This window comes from Rhodobacter sp. Har01 (assembly GCF_020564565.1).
Classification (GTDB): domain Bacteria; phylum Pseudomonadota; class Alphaproteobacteria; order Rhodobacterales; family Rhodobacteraceae; genus Pseudogemmobacter.
In genome coordinates this window covers 130155-150865 of the sequence record NZ_JAJCTD010000006.1, presented here as the reverse complement: position 1 = coordinate 150865, position 20711 = coordinate 130155, and the positions used below count along the sequence as shown (strand labels likewise).

The 20711-nt window shown below is 69.1% G+C and carries 20 protein-coding genes; 12 read left to right on the top strand and 8 right to left on the bottom strand.

The genetic code is table 11. The annotated features are described in order from the left end of the window. Position 1 precedes the first annotated feature (1 nt). The 4 genes from uvrC to LHP98_RS15295 form a co-directional block, all read right to left on the bottom strand. Positions 2-1855, bottom strand: a complete 1854-nt coding sequence (gene uvrC / locus LHP98_RS15310; RefSeq protein ID WP_227253416.1) for an excinuclease ABC subunit UvrC — start codon at positions 1853-1855, stop codon at positions 2-4. Positions 1856-2153: 298 nt separating this feature from the next. After that, positions 2154-2927 (bottom strand): SDR family oxidoreductase, encoded by a 774-nt coding sequence (locus LHP98_RS15305; RefSeq protein WP_227253415.1) that lies wholly within the window; start codon positions 2925-2927, stop codon positions 2154-2156. Beyond that, positions 2924-3094 carry a hypothetical protein gene (locus LHP98_RS15300; RefSeq protein WP_227253414.1) on the bottom strand — a complete coding sequence of 57 codons (171 nt, stop codon included), beginning with the start codon at positions 3092-3094 and terminating at the stop codon, positions 2924-2926. Before LHP98_RS15300 ends, LHP98_RS15305 begins: the two co-directional genes overlap by 4 nt. A gap of 1 nt (position 3095) precedes the next feature. Further along, on the bottom strand, positions 3096-3890 hold the full coding sequence (locus tag LHP98_RS15295; protein ID WP_227253413.1) for a S49 family peptidase: 795 nt from the start codon (positions 3888-3890) through the stop codon (positions 3096-3098). A 125-nt stretch (positions 3891-4015) separates the two neighbouring features. Here LHP98_RS15295 and LHP98_RS15290 point away from each other — a divergent pair, with 125 nt between their 5' ends. Then, entirely contained in the window at positions 4016-4906 is an 891-nt protein-coding gene (locus LHP98_RS15290; protein WP_227253412.1) for a LysR family transcriptional regulator, read from the top strand. A 6-nt stretch (positions 4907-4912) separates the two neighbouring features. Here the strand turns inward: LHP98_RS15290 and LHP98_RS15285 are convergent, their stop codons facing one another. From LHP98_RS15285 to LHP98_RS15275, 3 genes are all read right to left on the bottom strand, one after another. Then, a complete protein-coding gene (locus LHP98_RS15285) occupies positions 4913-5134 on the bottom strand; it encodes a hypothetical protein (protein WP_227253411.1) in 222 nt (73 codons plus the stop codon). Positions 5135-5306: 172 nt separating this feature from the next. After that, positions 5307-6014, bottom strand: coding sequence for a sugar transferase (locus LHP98_RS15280; RefSeq protein ID WP_227253410.1), 708 nt, complete (start codon positions 6012-6014; stop codon positions 5307-5309). A gap of 442 nt (positions 6015-6456) precedes the next feature. Next, positions 6457-6630: a hypothetical protein gene (locus LHP98_RS15275; RefSeq protein ID WP_227253409.1), complete on the bottom strand. Its 174-nt coding sequence runs from the start codon at positions 6628-6630 to the stop codon at positions 6457-6459. A 194-nt stretch (positions 6631-6824) separates the two neighbouring features. On the opposite strand from LHP98_RS15275, the gene LHP98_RS15270 reads away from it, so the two are divergent. The 11 genes from LHP98_RS15270 to LHP98_RS15220 all read left to right on the top strand — a co-directional run bounded on the left by LHP98_RS15270 (position 6825) and on the right by LHP98_RS15220 (position 20025). Next, positions 6825-7877 (top strand): saccharopine dehydrogenase, encoded by a 1053-nt coding sequence (locus tag LHP98_RS15270; RefSeq protein ID WP_227253408.1) that lies wholly within the window; start codon positions 6825-6827, stop codon positions 7875-7877. Between the two features lie 56 nt (positions 7878-7933). Beyond that, positions 7934-9085, top strand: coding sequence for a saccharopine dehydrogenase family protein (locus tag LHP98_RS15265; RefSeq protein ID WP_227253407.1), 1152 nt, complete (start codon positions 7934-7936; stop codon positions 9083-9085). A 99-nt stretch (positions 9086-9184) separates the two neighbouring features. Further along, positions 9185-10912 carry a heparinase II/III family protein gene (locus tag LHP98_RS15260; RefSeq protein ID WP_227253406.1) on the top strand — a complete coding sequence of 576 codons (1728 nt, stop codon included), beginning with the start codon at positions 9185-9187 and terminating at the stop codon, positions 10910-10912. A gap of 14 nt (positions 10913-10926) precedes the next feature. Further along, complete coding sequence (gene purH / locus LHP98_RS15255; protein ID WP_227253405.1) at positions 10927-12513, top strand: bifunctional phosphoribosylaminoimidazolecarboxamide formyltransferase/IMP cyclohydrolase; 1587 nt, start codon at positions 10927-10929, stop codon at positions 12511-12513. 4 nt (positions 12514-12517) lie between these two features. Then, positions 12518-13027, top strand: coding sequence for a signal peptidase II (gene lspA / locus LHP98_RS15250; protein ID WP_227253404.1), 510 nt, complete (start codon positions 12518-12520; stop codon positions 13025-13027). A 56-nt stretch (positions 13028-13083) separates the two neighbouring features. Next, positions 13084-13617: a DUF3035 domain-containing protein gene (locus LHP98_RS15245; RefSeq protein ID WP_227253403.1), complete on the top strand. Its 534-nt coding sequence runs from the start codon at positions 13084-13086 to the stop codon at positions 13615-13617. Between the two features lie 88 nt (positions 13618-13705). Beyond that, entirely contained in the window at positions 13706-15103 is a 1398-nt protein-coding gene (locus tag LHP98_RS15240; protein WP_227253402.1) for a M16 family metallopeptidase, read from the top strand. Then, positions 15100-16419: a M16 family metallopeptidase gene (locus LHP98_RS15235; RefSeq protein WP_227253401.1), complete on the top strand. Its 1320-nt coding sequence runs from the start codon at positions 15100-15102 to the stop codon at positions 16417-16419. Before LHP98_RS15240 ends, LHP98_RS15235 begins: the two co-directional genes overlap by 4 nt. A gap of 119 nt (positions 16420-16538) precedes the next feature. Beyond that, positions 16539-18332, top strand: a complete 1794-nt coding sequence (gene mutL / locus LHP98_RS15230; protein WP_227253400.1) for a DNA mismatch repair endonuclease MutL — start codon at positions 16539-16541, stop codon at positions 18330-18332. Next, positions 18329-19501, top strand: coding sequence for a DNA recombination protein RmuC (locus tag LHP98_RS15225; RefSeq protein ID WP_227253399.1), 1173 nt, complete (start codon positions 18329-18331; stop codon positions 19499-19501). The genes mutL and LHP98_RS15225 overlap by 4 nt, the downstream gene beginning before the upstream one ends. Next, positions 19498-20025 (top strand): HutD family protein, encoded by a 528-nt coding sequence (locus LHP98_RS15220; protein WP_227253398.1) that lies wholly within the window; start codon positions 19498-19500, stop codon positions 20023-20025. The genes LHP98_RS15225 and LHP98_RS15220 overlap by 4 nt, the downstream gene beginning before the upstream one ends. On the opposite strand, the gene LHP98_RS15215 is transcribed toward LHP98_RS15220, so the two are convergent. Next, positions 20022-20606, bottom strand: coding sequence for a biliverdin-producing heme oxygenase (locus tag LHP98_RS15215; protein WP_227253397.1), 585 nt, complete (start codon positions 20604-20606; stop codon positions 20022-20024). The genes LHP98_RS15220 and LHP98_RS15215 overlap by 4 nt on opposite strands. Between the last annotated feature and the right edge of the window lie 105 nt (positions 20607-20711).

Here is a 20711-nt window from a genome sequence, read left to right as displayed (position 1 = left end):
ATCAGTCGCGATGGAAGAAATTGTAGACGGTTTCCGCCATCGCCTGCGAGATGCCATCGACCGCCATCAGGTCCGGCAGGGCGGCGCGGCTGACCGCCTTGGCGCTGCCGAAATGGGCCAGCAGCGCGCGCTTGCGGGTGGCGCCGACGCCGGGGATCTCGTCCAGCGGTGTGGCGGCCACCGATTTCGACCGCTTGGCCCGGTGTGCACCATTGGCCCAGCGGTGCGCCTCGTCGCGCAGGCGCTGGACGAAGTACAGCACCGGGTCGTTCCGTTGCAGCGCAAAGGGCCGCTCGCCGGGGCGATGGAATTCCTCTTTCCCGGCGTCGCGGTCGATGCCCTTGGCCACGCCGACGACCGGAATGTCGTCCACCCCGAGGTCGGCCAGGATGCCCGCCACCGCAGACACCTGCCCCTGCCCGCCGTCGATCAGCAGAAGGTCGGGCCAGGTGTCGGACTTGCGATCCGGGTCTTCCTTCAGCAGCCGCTCGAAGCGCCGCATCAGCACCTCGCGCATCATGCCGAAGTCGTCGCTGTTCGCGCCCGCGTCCGAGCGGATGTTGAACTTGCGATACTGCGACCTGAGGAACCCCTCCGGCCCGGCCACGACCATGCCGCCCACCGCATCCGCGCCCTGGATATGAGCGTTGTCATAGACTTCAATCCGTTGCGGCGGGGCATCCAGGTCGAACGCCTCGGCCAGGCCCTGCAGCAGCTTCATCTGGGTCGAGCTTTCGGACATCCGCCGCGCCAGGCTTTCGCGGGCGTTGCGGGCGGCGTTCTCCACCAGCTCGGCCTTCTCGCCCCGCTGCGGCACCGCCAGTTCGACGCGGCGCCCAGCGCGGTCCGACAGCGCCTGCGCCACCAGGTCGGCGTTGTCCACCGGATGCGAAAGCAGGATCAGCCGGGGCGGGTCCTTGTCGTCGTAGAACTGGGTCAGGAAGGCCTCAAGGATTTCCGGCTCTTCCGCGCCCGATCCGGTGCGCGGGTAGAAATCCCGGTTGCCCCAGCTTTGATGCGCCCGGATGAAGAACACCTGCACGCAGGCCTGGCCATGGTCCAGATGCACCGCCACCACATCGGCCTCGGCCACGCTGGCCGGGTTGATGCCTTGGGCCGACTGCACCGCCGTCAGCGCCTTGATCCGGTCGCGCAGCGCCGCCGCCCGCTCGAACTCCATCGCCGCGCTGGCCTCGGCCATGGCGCGGGCCAGATCGGCCTGCACGGTGGTGGACTTGCCCTGCAGGAACCGCTCAGCATCGGCCACCAGATCGGCATAGTCGACCTCGCGGATGCGGCCGACACAGGGCGCCGAGCAGCGCTTGATCTGGAACTGCAGGCAGGGGCGCGTGCGGCTTTCGAACATGCTGTCGGAACAGTTCCGCAGCAGGAACACCCGCTGCAACTGGTTCAGCGTGCGATTCACCGCGCCGGCGCTGGCAAACGGGCCGAAGTAACTGCCCTTCTCCTTCTTCGCGCCACGGTGCTTCTTGATCTGCGGAAAGGCATGCGTCTTGCCGATCAGGATGTTCGGGAAACTCTTGTCGTCCCGCATCAGCACGTTGTAGCGCGGCTTCAGCTGCTTGATCAGGTTCTGCTCCAGCAGCAGCGCCTCGACCTCGCTGCGGGTCGACAGGAACATCATCTGCGCCGTCTCGGCGATCATCCGGGCGATCCGCCCCGAATGCCCCGCCGGCCGCGCATAGCTGGACACCCGCGCCTTCAGGTTGCGCGCCTTGCCCACATACAGCACCTCGGAAGCGGCGTTCAGCATGCGATAGACGCCGGGCGAGCCGTCCAGCGTGCGCAGGTAGTCCTGGATCACCTCATGCCCGGTGCGGGTCTGTTCGTTCATGCCGTTCGGCCCGTCTGAGATGCCGCGATTCTGGGGCCCGGCTGCAATGAACCACGGGCCGGCGCAAGAGGAAAGCTGTCCACGGTTTCTGTGGATAACTCGGCGGAGAAAATCGCGCGAGCGCGGAATTCTCCTTGTATTCGGCCCGGGCAGGCGGTCTGCACAAAAAAGAGGCAAATCCGCAAGCCATTGAATTTGCAGGAAAGATTATTGACCATCCGGCAAATCGTTGAGTTCGCAAGGCTTTTTGTAACAGACCCGTGAAATGCATGTTCGAAGTGGACAACTCCGGCCGGGGTCACTCGACTCCCAGCACGTCGGGCGATTTCCAGGCCAGATGCTGGCCTCCATCGACGGCGATCATCTGCCCCGTGACGGCGGGCGCGTCCAGCAGAAAACCCAAGGCTGCGGTGATGTCCGCCTCATTCGCTCCGCGGTTGAGGATGGTCGCCGCGCGCTGCCGGGCAAAGTGGTCCGCGCTTTGCCGCCCGCCCCGCAACGTCGGCCCGGGGCCGATGGCATTGACCCGCACATGCGGCGCCAGACCCTGCGCCGCCGTGCGCGTCAGCGCCCAGAGCCCCATCTTGGCGATGGTATAGGTCGAAAACTCGGGCGTCGGCTTCCACACCCGCTGGTCGATCATGTTGACCACCAGGCCCTGCGCCAGCGGCTCTCCGGCTGCGTCCGGAATCGCCGGCGGGCATTGCCCGGCAAAGTGCTGGATCAGAACATAGGGCGCGCGCAGGTTCGATTCGATGTGACGGTCCCAGCTTTCCCGAGTCGCCGTGTCGATCCGGTCGTATTCGAAGATCGAGGCGTTGTTGACCAGCACCTTCAGCGGCCCCAGCGCCGCCGCCGCCCGCGGCACCAGCGCCTGCACCTGCGCCTCGACCAGCAGGTCGGCCTCCAGCGTCACCGCCTTGCGGCCGAGGGCGCGAATCTCGTCGGCCACCGCTTCCGCCTCATCGGCCGAGGTGGCGTGGTGAACCGCCACGTCATGTCCCCGGCCCGCCAGATACAAGGCCATCGCCCGGCCCAGCCGCCGCCCGGCCCCGGTGACCAGGGCGGTCATGCCTTGCCCCCGCAGTCGCAGGGCTTGCGGCCGATCTGCGGGCGGCCGCAGCGGGGGCAGGTCTTCTTGCGGGCCAGCCGCGGCATCCGGTCGGGGAACAGCAGCTTGCCGACCATGCCGATCAGGACCATCGCCAGCAGGAACAGAAGGATGATCTTCACCAGCATGTCACAACCCGTAGCCGGACCAGATCGCGCGGTCTTCCACCGCCGCCAGCGCCGTGTCGGCCGCCGCCAGCCCCAGCCGTTGCGCCAGGCTGCGCCGCTGCGCATAGGGCACCAACCGCACCTTGTCGCCGTAAAGCTGCATCAGCTTGGGCTTCAGATGCGCCACGCCGTCGACCAGCCCCAGCTTGGCCGCGGCCTCGCCCACCCAGATGTCGGCGTTGAACAGGTCGGCCTTTGCGTCCAGCTTCCCCCCGCGACGGGCCTTCACATGGCCGATGAAGTTGTCGTGCAGCGGCGTCAGCAGCGCCCGGATGCGGGCCACGTCCTCGGCCGTCTGCGGCTTGAACGGGTCGGCAAAACTCTTCGACTTGCCGGCGGTCTGGATGCGCCGCTCGACACCCTGCCGCTTCATCAGGTCCTGAAAGCCGAAGCCGGCGAAGATCACCCCGATCGAGCCGACGATGGAACTGGCATCGACCCAGATGTCGTCCGCCGCGCAGGCCAGCCAGTAGCCGCCCGAGGCCGCGATGTCCTCGACGAAGGCATGCACCGGCACCTTCTTCTCATCCGCCAGCCGCCGGATGCGCGCCGCGATCAGGCTGGATTGCGCCGCCGACCCGCCGGGCGAGTTGATCACCAGCGCCACCGCGGCAGGTTTGCCGCGGCTGAAGGCGCGCTCGATCATCGGCGCCAGGGCGGCGTCGTTCAACGCCCGCCCGCCGGCGCCGATGGTGCCTTGCAGGCGAAGGACGGGCACGAAGGCCGGCTTGGGAAAGAAGGGGATGAGGTGGCGCATGCGGCAGAGGTAAGGCGAAGGCCCCCGCAGGGCAAGGGGCCGGGCCGGCGCCGCGGGGTGGGCGGGTGGGCGCGGCGTCGGCCCGGACCCTTGCCCCGGGCGCAACACCGGGGCAGGCTGCCGACATGATCGACAAGCTGGAAATGTTCATTGCGCTGGCCCGCGAACGCCACTTCGGCCGCGCCGCGCAGGCCTGCGGGGTAACCCAGCCGTCGCTGTCCTCGGCCCTCCGCCAGCTGGAAGACCAGCTTGGCGTGCAGCTTGTCTTCCGCGGCCGCAGCTTCCAGGGCCTCACCCCCGAAGGCCAGCGCGTGCTGGACCGCGCGCTTCGCATCGTCGGCGACACCCGCGCGCTGAAAGACGAGATGCGCAGCCTCAGGGCCGGCCTGACCGGCAGCCTGCGGCTGGGCGTCATCCCCACCGCGCTGCCCATGGTCGCCGACCTGACCCGCCCCTTCCTTGCCCGCCACCCCGGCGTGCGCATCCAGATCCTGTCGCGCACCAGCGCCGAAATCCTGGCCGGCCTTGACAGCCTCGACCTTGATGCCGGGATCACCTACCTCGACAACGAACCCCTCGGCCGCGTCGCCAAGGTGCCGCTCTACGCGGAATTCTACCGCTTTCTCTGCGCCCCCGGCAGCCCGCTGGCCGCCCGCGACCGGGTGACCTGGGCCGAGGCGGCGGACGCGCCGCTGTGCCTCCTGACAGGCGACATGCAGAACCGCCGCATCGTCAACCAGCACCTGGCCGAGGCCGGCGTGCGCGCGGCGCCGTCGATCGAATCGAACTCGACCATCGCGCTGGTCGCCCATGTGATGACCGGCGCCTGGGCCAGCGTGGTCCCCAAGCGCCTGGCCGAGCTGTTTGCGGCGGGCGGGCAGTTGTGCGTCATCCCCCTGGTCGAGCCCGAAGCCGAGCACCTGGTCGGCCTGATCGCGCCGCGGCGCGAGCCGCAGACACCGATGCTGGCCGCCCTGATCGACGCCGCCGAACGGCTGGGCGCCAAGGGCCGCTAGCGGGTGTCAGGTGGGATCGACCTGGCGGACATGGCGCCAGCGCTGCGGATCGGTCGAGCGGGCGATCTTCAGATAGGTGAAGACCCCGGTGAACAGGCCCGCCGCTGCCAGCACAAGCGCGATGACCAGCTGGCTGCTGCTGCCCACCCCGGCGGACAGTGCAAGAAACCCGAACGCCCAGAAGCCCGACCAGCTGATGACGCAGATCGTGGCGATCACCTTGTTCATCCTCCGCCCTCCTCCAGGGCCCCTCGGCTGTGCGCCCGGGCAATAGGTGAACTGTTAGCGAATGATTTACCCTTGTCGCGCGAATTCGTCGCTGCACCCGCAACGCGGCATTGCAGCACGCACAAGGCCGCGCCCGAAGGCGCGGCCTTGGCAGGACGATGGGTCGGCTGGGTCAGCAGCCGGTGCCGCGCAGCACCACCGAGAACGTCCGAACCAGCACATCGACGTCGGTGCGCGCAGACAGACTGGCCTCGTAGGCGGCATCGAACTCGGCCCGCGCGGCAAAGCTGGTGCGGTGGCGGTCGGAAATCTGCCAGAAGCCGGTGACGCCCGGACGCAGCGCATAATAGGCGGTGCCGGGGTACATCTGGCGCTGGCAGGGCATCATCGGCCGCGGTCCGACCAGGCTCATGTCGCCCTTCAGCACGTTCCACAACTGCGGCAGCTCATCCAGGCTGGACCGGCGCAGGAACTGGCCGAACCGGGTCACCCGCGGGTCCTGGCGCAGCTTCTGCGTCCGATCCCACTCGGCCCGCGCTTCGGGATCCGAAGCCAGATGCGCCTCCATCCGTGCATCGGCGTCAGGCACCATGCTGCGCAGCTTCCACATCCGGAAGGTCTTGCCGTTCAGCCCGACGCGGGACTGAACATAGAACGGACGGCCCCCATCCAGCGCCACGCCCAGCGCCAAGGCGCCGACCACCGGCACGATCACCGGCGCAGCGGCAAGAATCAGCGCAACGTCCAGCGCCCGCTTGCCGATGCGACGATACAGCCCGCGGCCAAGCGCGGTCGTCTCAGGGCGAACGGAAGCTGCGGGTTTGGTCACCACGACACTGGTCGCCGCGGTTCGGTTCAAGTCGTGAAAGCTGATGCCCATTGTCAATTACCTACCAACAGTGTTGGCCAGACAGCACAATTCCGTCCGGCAAAAATCTCATCAAACTGGCTCTGAAAGCCCAAAACGTCCCGTCCCATGAACCGTACACGTCACACACCGTCTACAGGTCAAGAATACTCCCAATGCTGGGGTCTTGGCCATGAAATAGTCCTGCATGGCACCACATTTCGGCCGCAATTGAACGTGAACGGAGCAGTTTTTCCGGCCTTCTCGCGGCCCGGGTCCGTCGCGGCACAACCAGCGGGCGAGTTGTTGATTTCTCGACACTTTTTAGCGGCAGACCGATTCGCCCCGCAAAGGTTCGCCGATCTCCGTCCGGGTTTTGCGCTGGTTCCCGCCGATCTTCAGGAATCGTTTCGCGATCGGCTATAATCCGCCCGCGGCACTCTCCGCGCCGGTCTGGTCTGGTCGGTCAGGTCGGTCAGGTCTGGTCGGTCACGCCGCTGCAGGCGTGCAGGATCAGAAGGCCCGCACCGAAAGCGCCGCCCAGAACGTAGCAGGCAAGGGCCATCGGCAAGGTGGTCCCGGCGACCAGCGCGGCGGCGGCGGCGGTCAGGCCGGACAGGATCGAGATCAGCAGCAGACCGACCAGCATGAAACCCCCATGGCGCGAAATCCAACCCGGCCAGGGCGGCCGGTTCCGGCAAGCCTGACACGGCAGCGGTTAACAAAACGCAAATCCGGCTGCAGCACACAGTCCTTCGCCGGACGCGGTGGACGAAGCCCGCGACGCGCATTAAGCACGCGGGGCATGCGACGGCCGCTACCGCCGCGCGGAAAAGGAGACACATGACGCATCTCTGGGTCCGGGCCGAGCAGCGCCCGAACGAGGAACGGGTGGGCCTGCTGCCCGAAGGCTTGGCCGCGCTGATCGCCGCCGGCATCCGCGTGTCGGTGGAACACTCCTCGGTCCGCGCCATCCCGATCGACGGCTACCGTGCCGCCGGGGCCGAGATCGTGCCGGAAAACAGCTGGCCCGACGCCCCGCGCGACGCCATCATCTTCGGCCTCAAGGAACTGCCCGAGGACGGCACGCCCCTGCCGCACCGCCACATCATGTTCGGCCATGCCTACAAGGGCCAGCCGGCAGGGCAGCAGCTGCTGCGCCGTTTCATGGCCGGCGGCGGCACGCTCTATGACCTGGAATACCTGGTGGACGAGACCGGCCGCCGCGTCGCCGCCTTCGGCTACTGGGCCGGTTTCGCCGGCGCCGCCGTCAGCCTGAAGTGCTGGGCCGCCCAACAGCGCCAGGCCCTCTGCGGCCCGGTCGCCAAGGTGCCCTCGCGCGCCGCCCTGATCGCCGCGCTGGAAGAGGACCTGAAGGGCCTCGCGCGCCCCCGTGCCCTGATCATCGGCGCGCTGGGCCGCGTCGGCACCGGCGCCGCCGACCTTTGCACCGCCATGGGGGTTGAGGTCACCCGCTGGGACATCGCCGAAACCGCGCACGGCGGCCCGTTTCCCCAGGTTCTGCAGCATGAGATCTTCCTCAACTGCATCCTCGCCCGCCCCGGCTGCCCGGTCTTCGTGCCCGCCAGCGCGACAACCGACCCGGCCCGCAAGCTGACCGTCATCGGCGACATCGCCTGCGACCCGACCTCGGACTTCTCGCCGATCAAGATCTATGACCGTGCGACCGAATGGGACGCCCCCGCCCTGCGCGTCCACGGCACGCCGCCGCTGGACGTGACCGCCATCGACAACCTGCCCTCGCTGATGCCGGTCGAATCGTCGCAGGATTATGCCGCCCAACTGCTGCCCTCGCTCTTGACGCTGACCGACCTTGCCGCGGGCGTCTGGGGCCGGGCCCACGCCGAATTCGCCCGCCACAGCGCCACCCTCTGACCAAAGGACCCCGAATTTTCGTCGAAAATTCGCCCCCGCCCGAAAGGACCACAGACATGACCCTCCACTGGTGCGGCACCGGACTGTCCTCCGGCCCCGGCCTTCGCCGCCTGATCGACGCCGGCTACCCGGTCGTGGTGTGGAACCGCACCATCGCCAATGCGCAGGACGCGGTGGGTGATATCGCCACCGACATCCGCGCCTACGCGCTGGACGCCCTGACCAAGGCCCTGCAGCCCGGCGACGTGGCCATCTCGATGCTGCCCGCCGACCAGCACGTCCCGATCGCCAAGGCCTGCCTCGGGAAAGGCGCGCATTTCGTCTCGTCCAGCTATATCGCGCCCGAGATGCGCGCGCTGGACGAGGCCTTCCGCGAGCGTGGCCTGGTCAGCCAGAACGAGATCGGCCTCGACCCCGGCCTTGACCACCTGATGGCGCATGATCTGGTGGCCCGCTACCGCGCCAGCCGGGTCTACCACGCCGACAACGTGATCTCGTTCACCTCCTATTGCGGCGGCATCCCCAGGATTCCCAACCCCTTCCGCTACAAGTTCTCCTGGGCCCCGGCCGGCGTGCTCAAGGCGCTGCGCTCGCCCTCGCGCAGCCTCAAGCATTTCACCGAACTGCGCGTGTCGCGGCCCTGGGACGCGATCTCGGACTATATCGCCCCGCTGCCGCAGCCCGAGGCGTTCGAGGTCTATCCGAACCGCGACAGCTATCCCTTCCTGCAGGACTACCGCTTTGACGCCGCGTGGAAGGTCAGCGACTTCGTCCGCGGCACCATCCGCCTCAAGGGCTGGGCGCAGGCCTGGGATGGCATCTTCCGCACCGTCGAATCCCTGGAAGGTGCCCCCGCGGCCGAGGTCGACGCGCAACTGAACGCGCTGGCGGCCGAACTCCTCAAGGAAAACAGCTATGCCCCCGGCGAGCCTGACCGCGTGGTGCTGTTCGTCTCGCTGAAAGCCGAACGCGACGGCCGCCCGGTGTTCCACGAGACCTGGGCGATGGACGCCTGGGGCGATGCCCGCGGCAGCGCCATGGGCCGGCTGGTCTCGGTCCCGGTGTCGATGGCGGTCGAGGCGGTGCTCAACCGCGAAATCCCCGCTGGCGTGCATTCGGCCCCGCATGATCCGAGGCTTGTCACCCGCTGGCTGGACCAGACCCGCCGGCTGGCGCAGTATCTGGAACGGGTTGACCATCTGGCCTGAACCCGGCGCGGGGCGGGGTGACTCCGCCCCGGCTTGGGCTTATGGTTCGCTTGGCGATCCGGGGGAAACCCGGGCGGAACAAGGCGGGCATCGTCGCGCATGGGCAGGGAAGGCACAGCAGAGGTCCGGGCCGGGCTGGCCGACCGCGTCGCCGTCTGGCGGGCGGGGCGGACCTCTGGCGCGACCGGCTTCGTCTCGCAGCCCGAGCCGCGGTCGATGGGGCTTTACGCCCGCGGCAAGCAGCTGGTTGCCGGCAACATCCTTCTGGCCGGTCACCTGGCCGAGGCGCCGGGGCAGCTGCTGTGGGACATCGACACCCCCGACCCCGCCTTCGCCGCCGAAGCGCACGGCTTCGCCTGGCTGGATGACCTGGTCGCGGTGGGCACCGCCGAGGCGCGCAAGATTGCCCAGGGCTGGACGCTGGGCTGGATCGACCGGTTCGGTGCGCGCGCCGGTCCCGGCTGGTCACCCGACCTGACCGGGCGCCGGGTGATCCGGCTGCTGCACCATGCGATCTTCCTTCTGCACGGCCAGGACAAGCAAGCCGCCGATGCGCTGCTGGGCAGCCTGGCGCGGCAGACCGCCTTTCTCGCCCGCCGCGCCCCGGCCGCCCGCCCCGGCCTGCCGCGGTTCGAGGCGCTGACCGGCCTTCTCTGCGCCAGCCTGGCGCTGATCGGGATGGAGCGGCACGTCGTCCCCGCCACCGCCGCCCTGACGCACGATTGCGCGGCCGAGATCGGCGCCGACGGCGGCATCCCCTCGCGCAACCCCGAGGAACTGCTCGAGGTGCTGACCCTTCTCACCTGGGCTGTCCGCGCCCTGGCCGAGGCCGACCGCGAGATCCCGCCGCAACTGAGCGAGGCCATCGACCGAATCGCGCCTTGCCTGCGCACCCTGCGCCATGCCGATGGCGGGCTGGCGCGGTTCCATGGCGGCGGCAAGGGGGTCGAGGGGCGGCTGGACCAGGCCCTTGCCGCCTCGGCCATGCTGAAACCCGCCGGCCACCTGGCCCAGGCCATGGGCTTCGTGCGGCTGTCCGGCGGACGCACCAGCGTGATCCTCGACGCCGCGGCCCCGCCCGCAGGTGCGGCCAGCGTCACCGCGCATGCCTCGACCGGCGCCATCGAGCTGACCTCGGGCCGCCGGCCGATGATCGTGTCCTGCGGCTCGGGCCTGTCGTTCGGCCCCGACTGGCGGCTGGCGGGGCGGGCCACGCAGTCGCATTCGGCGCTGGCCGTCGCCGGCTATTCCTCGTCGCGCTTCGGCCACAGCCGGCAACCCGGCGGCCTGGGCGACAGCGCCCGCGTCACCGCCCTGTCGACCTGGGCGCAGGACGGCGCCGAGGTCTATGTCGCCCACGACGGCTGGTCCTCGACCCACGGCCTGACCTGCGGCCGCAGCCTGGCGCTTTCCGCCAACGGCCGGCGGCTGTCCGGCGTCGACACGCTGGCCGCCACCACCCCCGAAGGCATCGCCCGGTTCGAGCAGATGCTGACCCGGTCCAAACTGGAAGGCGTCGCCTTCACCATCCGCTTCCACCTGCACCCCGATGTCGATGCCACGCTGGACATGGGCGGCACCGCGGTGTCCATGCAGTTGCGCTCGGGCGAGATCTGGGTGTTCCGCCACGATGGCAAGGCGGCGCTGGCGCTGGAGCCCTCGGTGTATCTGGAAACCGGGCGGCTGCGGCCCCGGCCGGCCTGGCAGGTGGTGCTGTCCGCCAAGGCGCGACAACATGAATCCCGCATCGGCTGGACCTTGGCGAAGGCACAGGATACTCCCACCGGCATCCGCGACCTTGGCCGGGAAGACCCGGCCCCGATCTAAGCCCCGGAGGCCTCATGCCCGCTGACCCCGTCCGCATCACCCGTGCCCTGATCTCGGTTTCCGACAAGACCGGACTCCTGGACCTGGCCCGTGCCCTGCACGCGCAGGGGGTGGACCTGCTGTCCACCGGCGGCACCAGCGGCATGCTGCGCGAAGCCGGGCTGCCGGTGACGGACGTCTCCGACGTGACCGGCTTCCCCGAGATGATGGACGGCCGCGTCAAGACCCTGCACCCATCGGTCCACGGCGGCCTGCTGGCGCTGCGCGACAACCCCGCCCATCTGGCGGCCATGGCCGAACACGGCATCGGCCCGATCGACCTGCTGGTGGTGAACCTCTACCCCTTCGAGGCCACCGTCGCCAAAGGCGCCGACCATGAAACCTGCATCGAGAACATCGACATCGGCGGCCCGGCGATGATTCGCGCCGCCGCCAAGAACCACGCCTTTGTCGCCGTGGTCACCGACCCGGCCGACTATGCGCTGCTCATCGACGAACTCGCCGCGCACAAGGGCACCAGCCTTGCCTTCCGGCAGAAGCTGGCGCTGACGGCCTACGCCCGCACCGCCGCCTATGACACCGCCGTGTCCACCTGGCTGGCCGCCGCGCTGGACGAGACCGCCCCGCGCTACCGCAGCTTCGCCGGGAAACTTGCCCAGACCCTGCGCTATGGCGAGAACCCGCACCAGTCCGCCGCCTTCTACACCGATGGCAGCAACCGTCCCGGCGTCGCCACCGCGAAGCAGTGGCAGGGCAAGGAGCTGTCCTACAACAACATCAACGACACCGACGCCGCCTTCGAGCTGGTGGCGGAATTCGCGGGGGCCGGCCCCGCCTGCGCCATCATCAAGCACGCCAACCCCTGCGGCGTGGGCAAGGCCGCCACCCTGCGCGACGCCTACCTGCGCGCCTGGGCCTGCGACCAGACCTCGGCCTTCGGCGGCATCGTGGCGCTGAACCAGCCGCTTGACGCCGCCACGGCGGAAGAGATCGTGAAGATTTTCACCGAAGTCGTCATCGCCCCCGGCGCCTCCGACGAGGCCAGGGCCATCTTCGCCGCCAAGAAAAACCTGCGTCTGCTGACCACCGAAGCCCTGCCCGATGCCGGCAAGGGCGGCCTTGCCTTCCGCCAGGTCTCGGGCGGCTTCCTGGTGCAGGACGCCGACGTCGACACCATCACCGAGGCCGACCTGCGCGTCGTCACCAAGCGCGCCCCCACCCCCGCCGAGCTGGCCGACCTCCTTTTCGCCTGGAAGGTCGCCAAGCACGTCAAGTCCAACGCCATCGTCTACGTCAAGGACGGCGCCACCGTCGGCGTCGGCGCGGGCCAGATGAGCCGGGTGGACAGCACCCGCATCGCCGCCCGCAAGGCCGAGGACATGGCCGCCGCCCTGGGCCTGGCCGAAAGCCCGACGAAAGGCAGCGTGGTCGCCTCCGACGCCTTCTTCCCCTTCCCCGACGGCCTCTTGACCGCGGCCGAAGCGGGCGCGACGGCGCTGATCCAGCCCGGCGGCAGCATGAACGACCAGGCGGTGATCGACGCCGCCGATTCGCAGGGCCTGGCCATGGTCTTCACCGGCCAGCGCCATTTCCGGCACTGACGCCATGCGGCTGGCCACGCTTTCCGCTCTGCTGACCTTCGGCCTTGACCAGGCCACCAAGCTGGCCGTGGTCAAGGGCCTGAACCTGGAAAACCGGGGCGAGATCGACGTCTGGCCCCCCTTCCTGGTGTTCCGCATGGCCTGGAACCGGGGCATCAACTTCGGCCTGTTCTCCGGCAACACCGACCTTGCGCGCTGGCTGCTGATCGGCGTCGCTCTGGCCATTTCGGCCTGGGTCTGGCTCTGGGTCCGCAAGGCCGCACCCACCCGGCTGACGCAAATCTCCGCCGGCCTGCTGATCGGCGGCGCGCTGGGCAATGTGGTCGACCGTCTGGCCTATGGCGCGGTGGCCGACTTCCTGAACATGTCCTGCTGCGGCATCGAAAACCCCTATGCCTTCAACATCGCCGACATCGCCATCTTCGCCGGCGCACTGGGTCTGGCGCTGTTTGCCGGCCGGTCGACAGAGGGAAATCCGCCAAGACGCGGGAAACCCGGCCGAAAGACCCCGTGACGGGGCTAATCCTTTGCGTTAAGACGGGCGGCAAGACGAAGGTTTGGAGGCCGGGGATGCGGGCAAGGACGGGTCGGCTCGGCGTCATCGCGACGATGGCGACGCTGGCGCTCGCCGGCTGCGACGGCAAGGGTCCGCCCGAGCTGATGAACATTCGCTCGACCGAAGGGCCCGACGAATTCGCCATCGTGCCGCCCAAGCCCTTGGAAATGCCCGAAACCCTGGCAGACCTGCCCGAGCCCACGCCCGGCGGGTCGAACCGCAGCGATCCGCGCCCGCTGGACGACGCGGTCATCGCCCTTGGCGGCAAGCCCGGCAGCGCCGGCGGCATTCCTTCGGCCGACAGCTCGCTCTTCGCCCATGCCAGCCGCTTCGGCCTTGATGCCTCGATCCGCCAGACCCTGGCCGGCGAAGACCTGCAATGGCGCCGCGACAACAACGGCCGCATCCTGGAACGGCTGCTGAACGTCAACGTCTATTACAAGGCCTACCGCGACATGGCGCTGGACCAGCAGGCCGAACTGGCCCGCTGGCGCAAGCTCGGGGCGCGCACGCCCTCGGCCCCGCCCCGCAAGCCCGGCGAAGAGTAGCGGTCACATCCTCGCCAGCACAGGGTGTGGCGCTTGACCGGCCCGGCCCCGGCCTCCACCCTGCGTCCCGGACCAGCCGGAGTTCCCCATGCCCCTGCGCCGCCTTCTCCTTGTCTGCCTTGCCGCTGTTCTGCCGTTGCGCCCGGCGCTTGCCGAAACCGTTTCGACCTTCACGCTCGACAACGGCCTTGAAGTGGTGGTGATCGAGGATCACCGCGCCCCGGTGGCGGTGCAGATGATCTGGTACAAGGTCGGCGCGGCCGACGAACCGCCCGGCAAGTCCGGCATCGCGCATTTCCTGGAACACCTGATGTTCAAGGGCACCGAGAAGATCCCCCCCAACGCCTTTTCGGCGCTGGTCGAGGCGCAAGGCGGCGACGACAACGCCTTCACCTCCTGGGACTACACCGCCTATTTCCAGCGCATCGCCGCCGACCGGCTGGACATGGTGATGGAAATGGAAGCCGACCGGATGCGCAACCTGCGTCTGACCGAGGACGACGTGGCGACCGAACGGCAGGTGATCCTTGAGGAACGCGCCCAGCGCACCGACAGCGACCCCGGCGCGCTCTTGGGCGAACAGATGCGCGCGGCGCAGTATCTGAACGGACCCTACGGCATTCCGATCATCGGCTGGCGGCATGAGATCGAGGCGCTGAACCGCGAGGACGCGCTGGACTACTACCGCCGCTTCTACGCGCCCAACAACGCCTTCCTGGTGATCGCCGGCGATGTGACGCCCGACGCTGTGAAGGCGTTGGCCGAGAAACACTATGGCCCGATCCCGCCTTCGGAAGGGCTGGCCCCGCGCCTGCGCCCGCAGGAACCGCCCCATCGGGCCGAACGCCGCCTCGTGCTCAGCGACGAGCGGGTGTCCGACCCCTACATCTACCGCAGCTACCTTGCCCCCGAGCGCGACGCCGGCGCCCAGAAGGATGCCGCCGCGCTGTCGATCCTGGCCGAACTCTTGGGCGGCGACGGGCAGACCTCGGTGCTGGCCCGGGCGCTGCAATTCGACCGCCAGATCGCGGTCTATACCTCGGCCTTCTACGACGGCACCTCGATCGACGACACCAGCTTCGGCATCTACATCGTGCCCGCTCCCGGCATCAGCCTGGCCATCGCCGAAACCGCGCTGGACGAGACGCTGGCGCGGTTCCTGGAAGAAGGCCCCGATCCGGCAGCCTTCGACCGCATCCGCACCCAGATCCTTGCCGCCGAAATCTACGGCAAGGACAATGCGCAGGGCCTGGCCAACATGTATGGCGAGGAACTGGCCATCGGCCTGTCGATCGAAGACATCCAGAGCTATGACGAGGTGCTGATGACGGTCACCCTCGACGACGTCAAGGCGGTCGCCGCCCGCGTGCTGAACCGCGACAACGCCGTGACCGGCTGGCTTCGGGCCCCCGAAGGCGATGGCGCCACCGAAGCCGCGACCGACCGCGGCCTGCCGATGCCCCCGGCCCAGGAGATTCTGGAATGATGCTGCGCCCCGTTCTGGCCGCCCTTGGGTTGGCGCTGGCGCTGGCCCTGCCCGCCCGCGCCGAGGTCGAAATCCAGGAGGTCAAGACCCCCGGCGGCCTGACCGCCTGGCTGGTGGAAGACCACGGCCTGCCCTTCGTCTCGCTGGAACTGCAATTCCGCGGCGGCACCTCGCTGGATGCGCCGGGCAAGCGCGGCGCGATCTACCTGATGACCGGGCTGATCGAGGAAGGCACCGGCGACATGGACAGCCGCGCCTTTGCCGAGGCGCGCGACGCGCTGGCCGCCAGCTTCCTGTTCGATTCCGGCGCCGACACGCTGTCGGTCTCGGCCCGGATGCTGACCGAAAACCGCGACGCTGCCGTCGACCTGCTGCGCCAGGCGCTGACCGCGCCGCGCTTCGACCAGGACGCGGTCGACCGGGTGCGCGAACAGGTGCTCTCCGGCCTGCGATCCGACGAGAAGGACCCCGAGGCGATCGCACCCCGCCTGTTCGACACGCTGGCCTTCGGCGACCACCCCTATGCCACGCCCGGCAAGGGCACCATCGACTCGGTCGCGGCCCTGACCCGTGACGACATCTTCGCCGCCCACAAGGCGACCCTCGCGCGCGACCGCGTGATGATCGGCGCCGCCGGCGACATCACCGCCGCCGACCTGGCGACGCTGCTCGACATCCTTCTCGGCGGCCTGCCCGAAACCGGCGCGCCGCTGCCGCCGCCCGCGCCCTGGACCCTGCCCCCCGGCCTGACGGTGCAGGACTTCCCCTCGCCGCAGTCGGTGGTGTTCTTCGGTCACCGCGGCATCCGCCGCGACGACCCCGATTTCTTTGCGGCCTTCATCCTGAACGAAGTCATCGGCGGCGGCCGCTTCTCAGCCCGGCTGATGCGCGAAGTGCGCGAGAAACGCGGCCTCACCTATGGCATCGGTACCTATCTGGTGCCGATGGACCTCGGCGAAATGGTCCTGGGCCAGTTCTCCGCCTCGAACGACAAGGTCGCTCAGGCGATTGAGGTGGTGCGCGCCGAATGGGCGCGGATCGCCACCGAAGGCGTCACCGAACAGGAACTGGCCGAGACCAAGACCTATCTCACCGGCAGCTACCCGCTGCGGTTTTCCGGCAACGGCCCCATCGCCAACATCCTGGTCGGCATGCAGCTGGACGCCCTGCCGCTGGACTACGTCAACACCCGCAACGCCAAGGTCGAGGCGGTGACGATGGACGAGGTCAAGCGCGTCGCGTCGCGCCTGTTCCAGCCGCAGGCGCTGCATTTCGTGGTGGTGGGCCAGCCCGAAGGCCTGCCCGGCACGCCCTGACCGACCGGGAAACGGAATTCGAAGACGAATTCCGTGCACGATTTCCGAATTCGGAAATCGGCCCCGCCGACCCCGCAGCGCCCTTTCCCGACTCGGGGGCACCTGCTAGATATTGCAGGATGACGCTTCACACCCCCAAGATAGCGGGCGCTTCGGGCCGCCCGGTCATCCGGCAACTGGACGAAGCCGCGATCAACCGCATCGCGGCCGGCGAGGTCGTGGAGCGCCCGGCCTCGGCCGTGAAGGAACTGGTCGAGAACGCGCTGGACGCCGGCGCCAGCCGCATCGCCATCGACTACACCGATGGCGGCAAGACCCTGATCCGCGTCACCGACGATGGCTGCGGCATGACCGCCGCCGACCTGCCCTTGGCCCTGTCGCGCCACGCCACCTCGAAGATCGACGGCTCCGACCTGCTGGACATCCGCTCCTTCGGCTTTCGCGGCGAGGCGCTGCCCTCCTTGGGCGCGGTCGGTCGCCTCACCCTCACCTCCCGCGCCGCCGGCCATGACGCCGCCCAGATCACCTGCGACGGCAGCCGGCTCTCCGCCACGAAGCCCGCCGCCCTGACCCGCGGCACCGTGGTCGACCTGCGCGACCTGTTCCACGCCACCCCGGCGCGGCTGAAATTCCTGCGCTCGGACCGGGCCGAGGCCCAGGCGATTCACGAGGTGGTCAAGCGCCTTGCCATGGCCGAACCCACCGTCGGCGTCACCCTGACCGAGGTCGGCCCCGATGGCCCGCGCGTCATCCTCCGCCTCGACCCCGAACCCGGCGACCTGTTCGACGCGCTGCACCGCCGCCTGACCCGGCTGCTGGGCCAGGACTTCACCGCCAACGCGCTGGCCATCGACACCAGTCGCGACGGCCTGACGCTGCTAGGCTACGCCGCCCTTCCCACCTATTCGCGCGGCTCCTCGGCGCAGCAATACCTCTTCGTCAACGGCCGCCCGGTCACCGACCGGCTGCTGCTGGGTGCGCTGCGCGCCGCCTATTACGATTTCCTGCCGCGCGACCGCCACCCCGCCGCCGTGCTGAACCTGGTGGCAGACCCGCAGCGCATCGACGTGAACGTCCACCCCGCCAAGGCCGAGGTGCGCTTCCGCGAACCCGATGCCGCGCGCAGCCTCATCATCACCGCCCTGCGCACCGCCCTTGCCGGCGCCGGCCACCGCGCCTCGACCACCGTCGCCGCCGCAACCCTGGCCGCCTTCCGCCCCGAGACCCCGCGCCAGTCCACCCTGGCCCAGGCCTTCGCCCTTCAGGCGCCGCCGCAAGGCTTTGCCGAAGCCCCCCAGGCCCGCATCGCCGAGGCACCGGTGCCGCCCGACACGCACCCCCTCGGCGCCGCCCGGGCGCAACTGCATGAAAACTGGATCGTCGCGCAGACCGCCGATGGCATGGTCATCGTTGACCAGCATGCCGCCCACGAACGCCTGACTTACGAACGCCTCAAGGCGCAACTTGCCGCCACCGGCATCGCCCGGCAGCCCCTGCTGATCCCCGAGATCGTCACCCTTTCCCCCGCCGACGCCGCCCTGATCCTGGCCGCCGCCCCGACCCTTGCCGAGGCCGGCCTGATCGTGGAACCCTTCGGCGGCAGCGCCGTCGCGCTGACCGAAACCCCGGCCATCCTTGGCCCGGTCAACGGCGCCGCCCTCTTGCGCGACATTCTGGACGAGTTGTCCGACGCCGGCACCTCAGGCCTGACCCGCGCCCGGATCGACGCGGTGCTGTCGCGCATGGCCTGCCACGGCTCGATCCGCTCGGGCCGCCAGATGCGCCCCGAGGAGATGAACGCCCTTCTGCGCGAGATGGAGACGACGCCCGGCTCGGGGCAGTGCAACCACGGCCGGCCGACCTATGTCGAACTCAAGCTTTCCGACATCGAACGACTGTTCGGCCGCCGATGATCACACTGTTTGGCCAGAGCTACGCCTGGAACGCGCCCGAGGTCCTGCTCCTCGGCGCCATCGCCCTTGTCCTGCTGGTCTTCCTCGGCCTGATCCTGCGCGCCGCGATGCGCGCCTCGGCCAACGCCGACCCGCTCTTGCGCGAAGTGGTCTGGCTTTCCCAAAAGGTCCAGCACATGGGCGAGGCGCAGGAACGCCTGGCCGGCGGGCTGCACCATGTCTCCGAGGCGCAGGCCACCAGCCAGACCTCGATGATCCACCTCGTCGAACAGCGCCTGTCCGACGTGCAGCGCCAGATGACCGAGGCCCTGCACGGCACCTCGACCCGCACCGCCCGCAGCTTGGGCGAGTTGCAGCAGCGGCTGGAAACCATCGACAAGGCCCAGGCCAACATCGAAAAGCTCTCGGGCAACGTGTTGTCGCTGCAGGACATCCTGTCGAACAAGCAGACCCGCGGCGCCTTTGGCGAGATCCAGCTCAACGACATCGTGCAGAAGGCCCTGCCGAAAGACGCCTTTACCATGCAGGCGACGCTGTCGAACGGCCGCCGCGCCGACTGCCTGATCCACCTGCCCAATCCGCCCGGCCCCATTGTCGTCGATGCCAAGTTCCCGCTGGAATCCTACGAGGCGCTGCGCCGCGCCCAGACCCCGCGCCAGCAACAGGAAGCCGCCACTCAACTGCGCATTGCCGTCCGCGCCCACCTGCGCGCCATCGCGGACCGCTACATCCTGGACGGCGAAACCGCCGACGGGGCGCTGATGTTCCTGCCCTCCGAGGCGGTCTATGCCGAGTTGCACGCCAACTTCCCGGAAATCGTCCGCGAAGGCTTCGCGCTGAAGGTCTGGATCGTCTCGCCCACCACCTGCATGGCCACGCTGAACACCATGCGCGCGATCCTGAAAGATGCCCGGATGCGCGAACAGGCCGGCGCCATCCGCCGCGAACTGGGCCTGCTTTACGCCGACGTGGAACGCCTGTCCGACCGGGTCGGCAGCCTGGACCGCCACTTCTCGCAGGCCGCAAAGGACATCGAGGACATCCGCACCTCGTCCGACAAGGCCAGCAAGCGCGCCCGCCGGCTGGACAACTTCGATTTCGAGGAACTGGCGCAAGTGGCCGAGCCGTCCGAGCCGGTCCGGGTGATCGGACCCCAGGCCGCGGAATGAGACATCTGACCCCCGCCGACTACCGCGTGCAGCCGTGGAAGAACGGCCGCGGCACCACGGTCGAGATGTTCCGGGCCGAACGCGACGGCATCCTGCTGGCGCGGCTGTCCCGCGCCACCGTCACCGAGGACGGGCCGTTCTCGCTGTTCCCCGGCCTGCGCCGCAACCTGACCGTGCTCACCGGCCGCGGCTTCCGGCTGGTCGGGCCGGGCGTCGACCTCGACTGTGCGCCGCTGGAGCCGGTGGCCTTTCCCGGCGACGTGGCGGTTGCGGCCACCGGCACCGGCGGGCACGACTCCGAGGATTTCAACGTGATGACCGCCGCCCACCTGCCCGCGCCCGAAGTGGCCATTGCGCGCGACGGCAGCATTCTGGCGGCGGGGGGCCTGCTGGCACTTTATGCGCTGGCGCCGGTCTCGGTGAACGGCACAGACCTCGGCGCGGACGATCTGTTGCTGACCACCGGGCCGGCGCGGATCCACGGCCGCGCCCCGGTGGTGGCGACCCGTCTCTTCGGCCTTTAGCCCAGCCAGGCCCGCGCCAGCGCATGTGCCCGGGCAAAGGCCGCCTCGGCCCCGGCGATCACCCGGGCTTCCTCGGCTGCCGTCAGCACCGGCGCCTCAAGCCCGGCCTTGAACGCCCGCCACACCGCCGCCGGCCCCTCGTCGGGATCGACCATGTGCCGCGCGCCGTGGGTCTCGCCCAAGCCCAGGCTCTTTGCGGCCTTCAAGAGGAAGGCCCCGCCCAGGTTCGACCCTTCGACCACGTAAAGCCACCCCAGGGCCTCGGGCAGCGCCGCACCCTCCGCCTCCGCCTGCCCCCCGGGGCACGCCAGCCCCAGATCGGTCAGGTCCGCCGCCACCGCCTCAAGCCGGGCCATCCGGGCCAGGCCGGGGATCAGCCCGTTCAGCGCCGGGTCGGCATAGGGCCCAGCCACATCGCGATGAATCTCGTATTGCATCAGCAGATAGCGGCCATAGCGCTCATGGCTGGCAAACGGGTTCGCCGCCATCACCCAGGCGTCCAGCGCCTTGTGGGTGTCATCCGTCGCCGCCCTCAGGGCATCGGCGCGGCCGGTCGTGGAAAGAGTGTCATCTGTCGCCATGGCGCGGATTTTCTCCGATCACAGGCGCAGAGACAAGACCACCCCGGGGAACCGATTTCCGAATTCGGAAATCGTGGACGGAATTCGACTTCGAATTCCGTGCCC

Coding starts and splice junctions, on each gene's coding strand:
- uvrC (WP_227253416.1), bottom strand. CDS start 1,855: ATGAACGAACAGACCCGCACCGGGCATGAGGTGATCCAGGACTACCTG.
- LHP98_RS15305 (WP_227253415.1), bottom strand. CDS start 2,927: ATGACCGCCCTGGTCACCGGGGCCGGGCGGCGGCTGGGCCGGGCGATG.
- LHP98_RS15300 (WP_227253414.1), bottom strand. CDS start 3,094: ATGCTGGTGAAGATCATCCTTCTGTTCCTGCTGGCGATGGTCCTGATC.
- LHP98_RS15295 (WP_227253413.1), bottom strand. CDS start 3,890: ATGCGCCACCTCATCCCCTTCTTTCCCAAGCCGGCCTTCGTGCCCGTC.
- LHP98_RS15290 (WP_227253412.1), top strand. CDS start 4,016: ATGATCGACAAGCTGGAAATGTTCATTGCGCTGGCCCGCGAACGCCAC.
- LHP98_RS15285 (WP_227253411.1), bottom strand. CDS start 5,134: ATGAACAAGGTGATCGCCACGATCTGCGTCATCAGCTGGTCGGGCTTC.
- LHP98_RS15280 (WP_227253410.1), bottom strand. CDS start 6,014: ATGGGCATCAGCTTTCACGACTTGAACCGAACCGCGGCGACCAGTGTC.
- LHP98_RS15275 (WP_227253409.1), bottom strand. CDS start 6,630: ATGCTGGTCGGTCTGCTGCTGATCTCGATCCTGTCCGGCCTGACCGCC.
- LHP98_RS15270 (WP_227253408.1), top strand. CDS start 6,825: ATGACGCATCTCTGGGTCCGGGCCGAGCAGCGCCCGAACGAGGAACGG.
- LHP98_RS15265 (WP_227253407.1), top strand. CDS start 7,934: ATGACCCTCCACTGGTGCGGCACCGGACTGTCCTCCGGCCCCGGCCTT.
- LHP98_RS15260 (WP_227253406.1), top strand. CDS start 9,185: ATGGGCAGGGAAGGCACAGCAGAGGTCCGGGCCGGGCTGGCCGACCGC.
- purH (WP_227253405.1), top strand. CDS start 10,927: ATGCCCGCTGACCCCGTCCGCATCACCCGTGCCCTGATCTCGGTTTCC.
- lspA (WP_227253404.1), top strand. CDS start 12,518: ATGCGGCTGGCCACGCTTTCCGCTCTGCTGACCTTCGGCCTTGACCAG.
- LHP98_RS15245 (WP_227253403.1), top strand. CDS start 13,084: ATGCGGGCAAGGACGGGTCGGCTCGGCGTCATCGCGACGATGGCGACG.
- LHP98_RS15240 (WP_227253402.1), top strand. CDS start 13,706: ATGCCCCTGCGCCGCCTTCTCCTTGTCTGCCTTGCCGCTGTTCTGCCG.
- LHP98_RS15235 (WP_227253401.1), top strand. CDS start 15,100: ATGATGCTGCGCCCCGTTCTGGCCGCCCTTGGGTTGGCGCTGGCGCTG.
- mutL (WP_227253400.1), top strand. CDS start 16,539: ATGACGCTTCACACCCCCAAGATAGCGGGCGCTTCGGGCCGCCCGGTC.
- LHP98_RS15225 (WP_227253399.1), top strand. CDS start 18,329: ATGATCACACTGTTTGGCCAGAGCTACGCCTGGAACGCGCCCGAGGTC.
- LHP98_RS15220 (WP_227253398.1), top strand. CDS start 19,498: ATGAGACATCTGACCCCCGCCGACTACCGCGTGCAGCCGTGGAAGAAC.
- LHP98_RS15215 (WP_227253397.1), bottom strand. CDS start 20,606: ATGGCGACAGATGACACTCTTTCCACGACCGGCCGCGCCGATGCCCTG.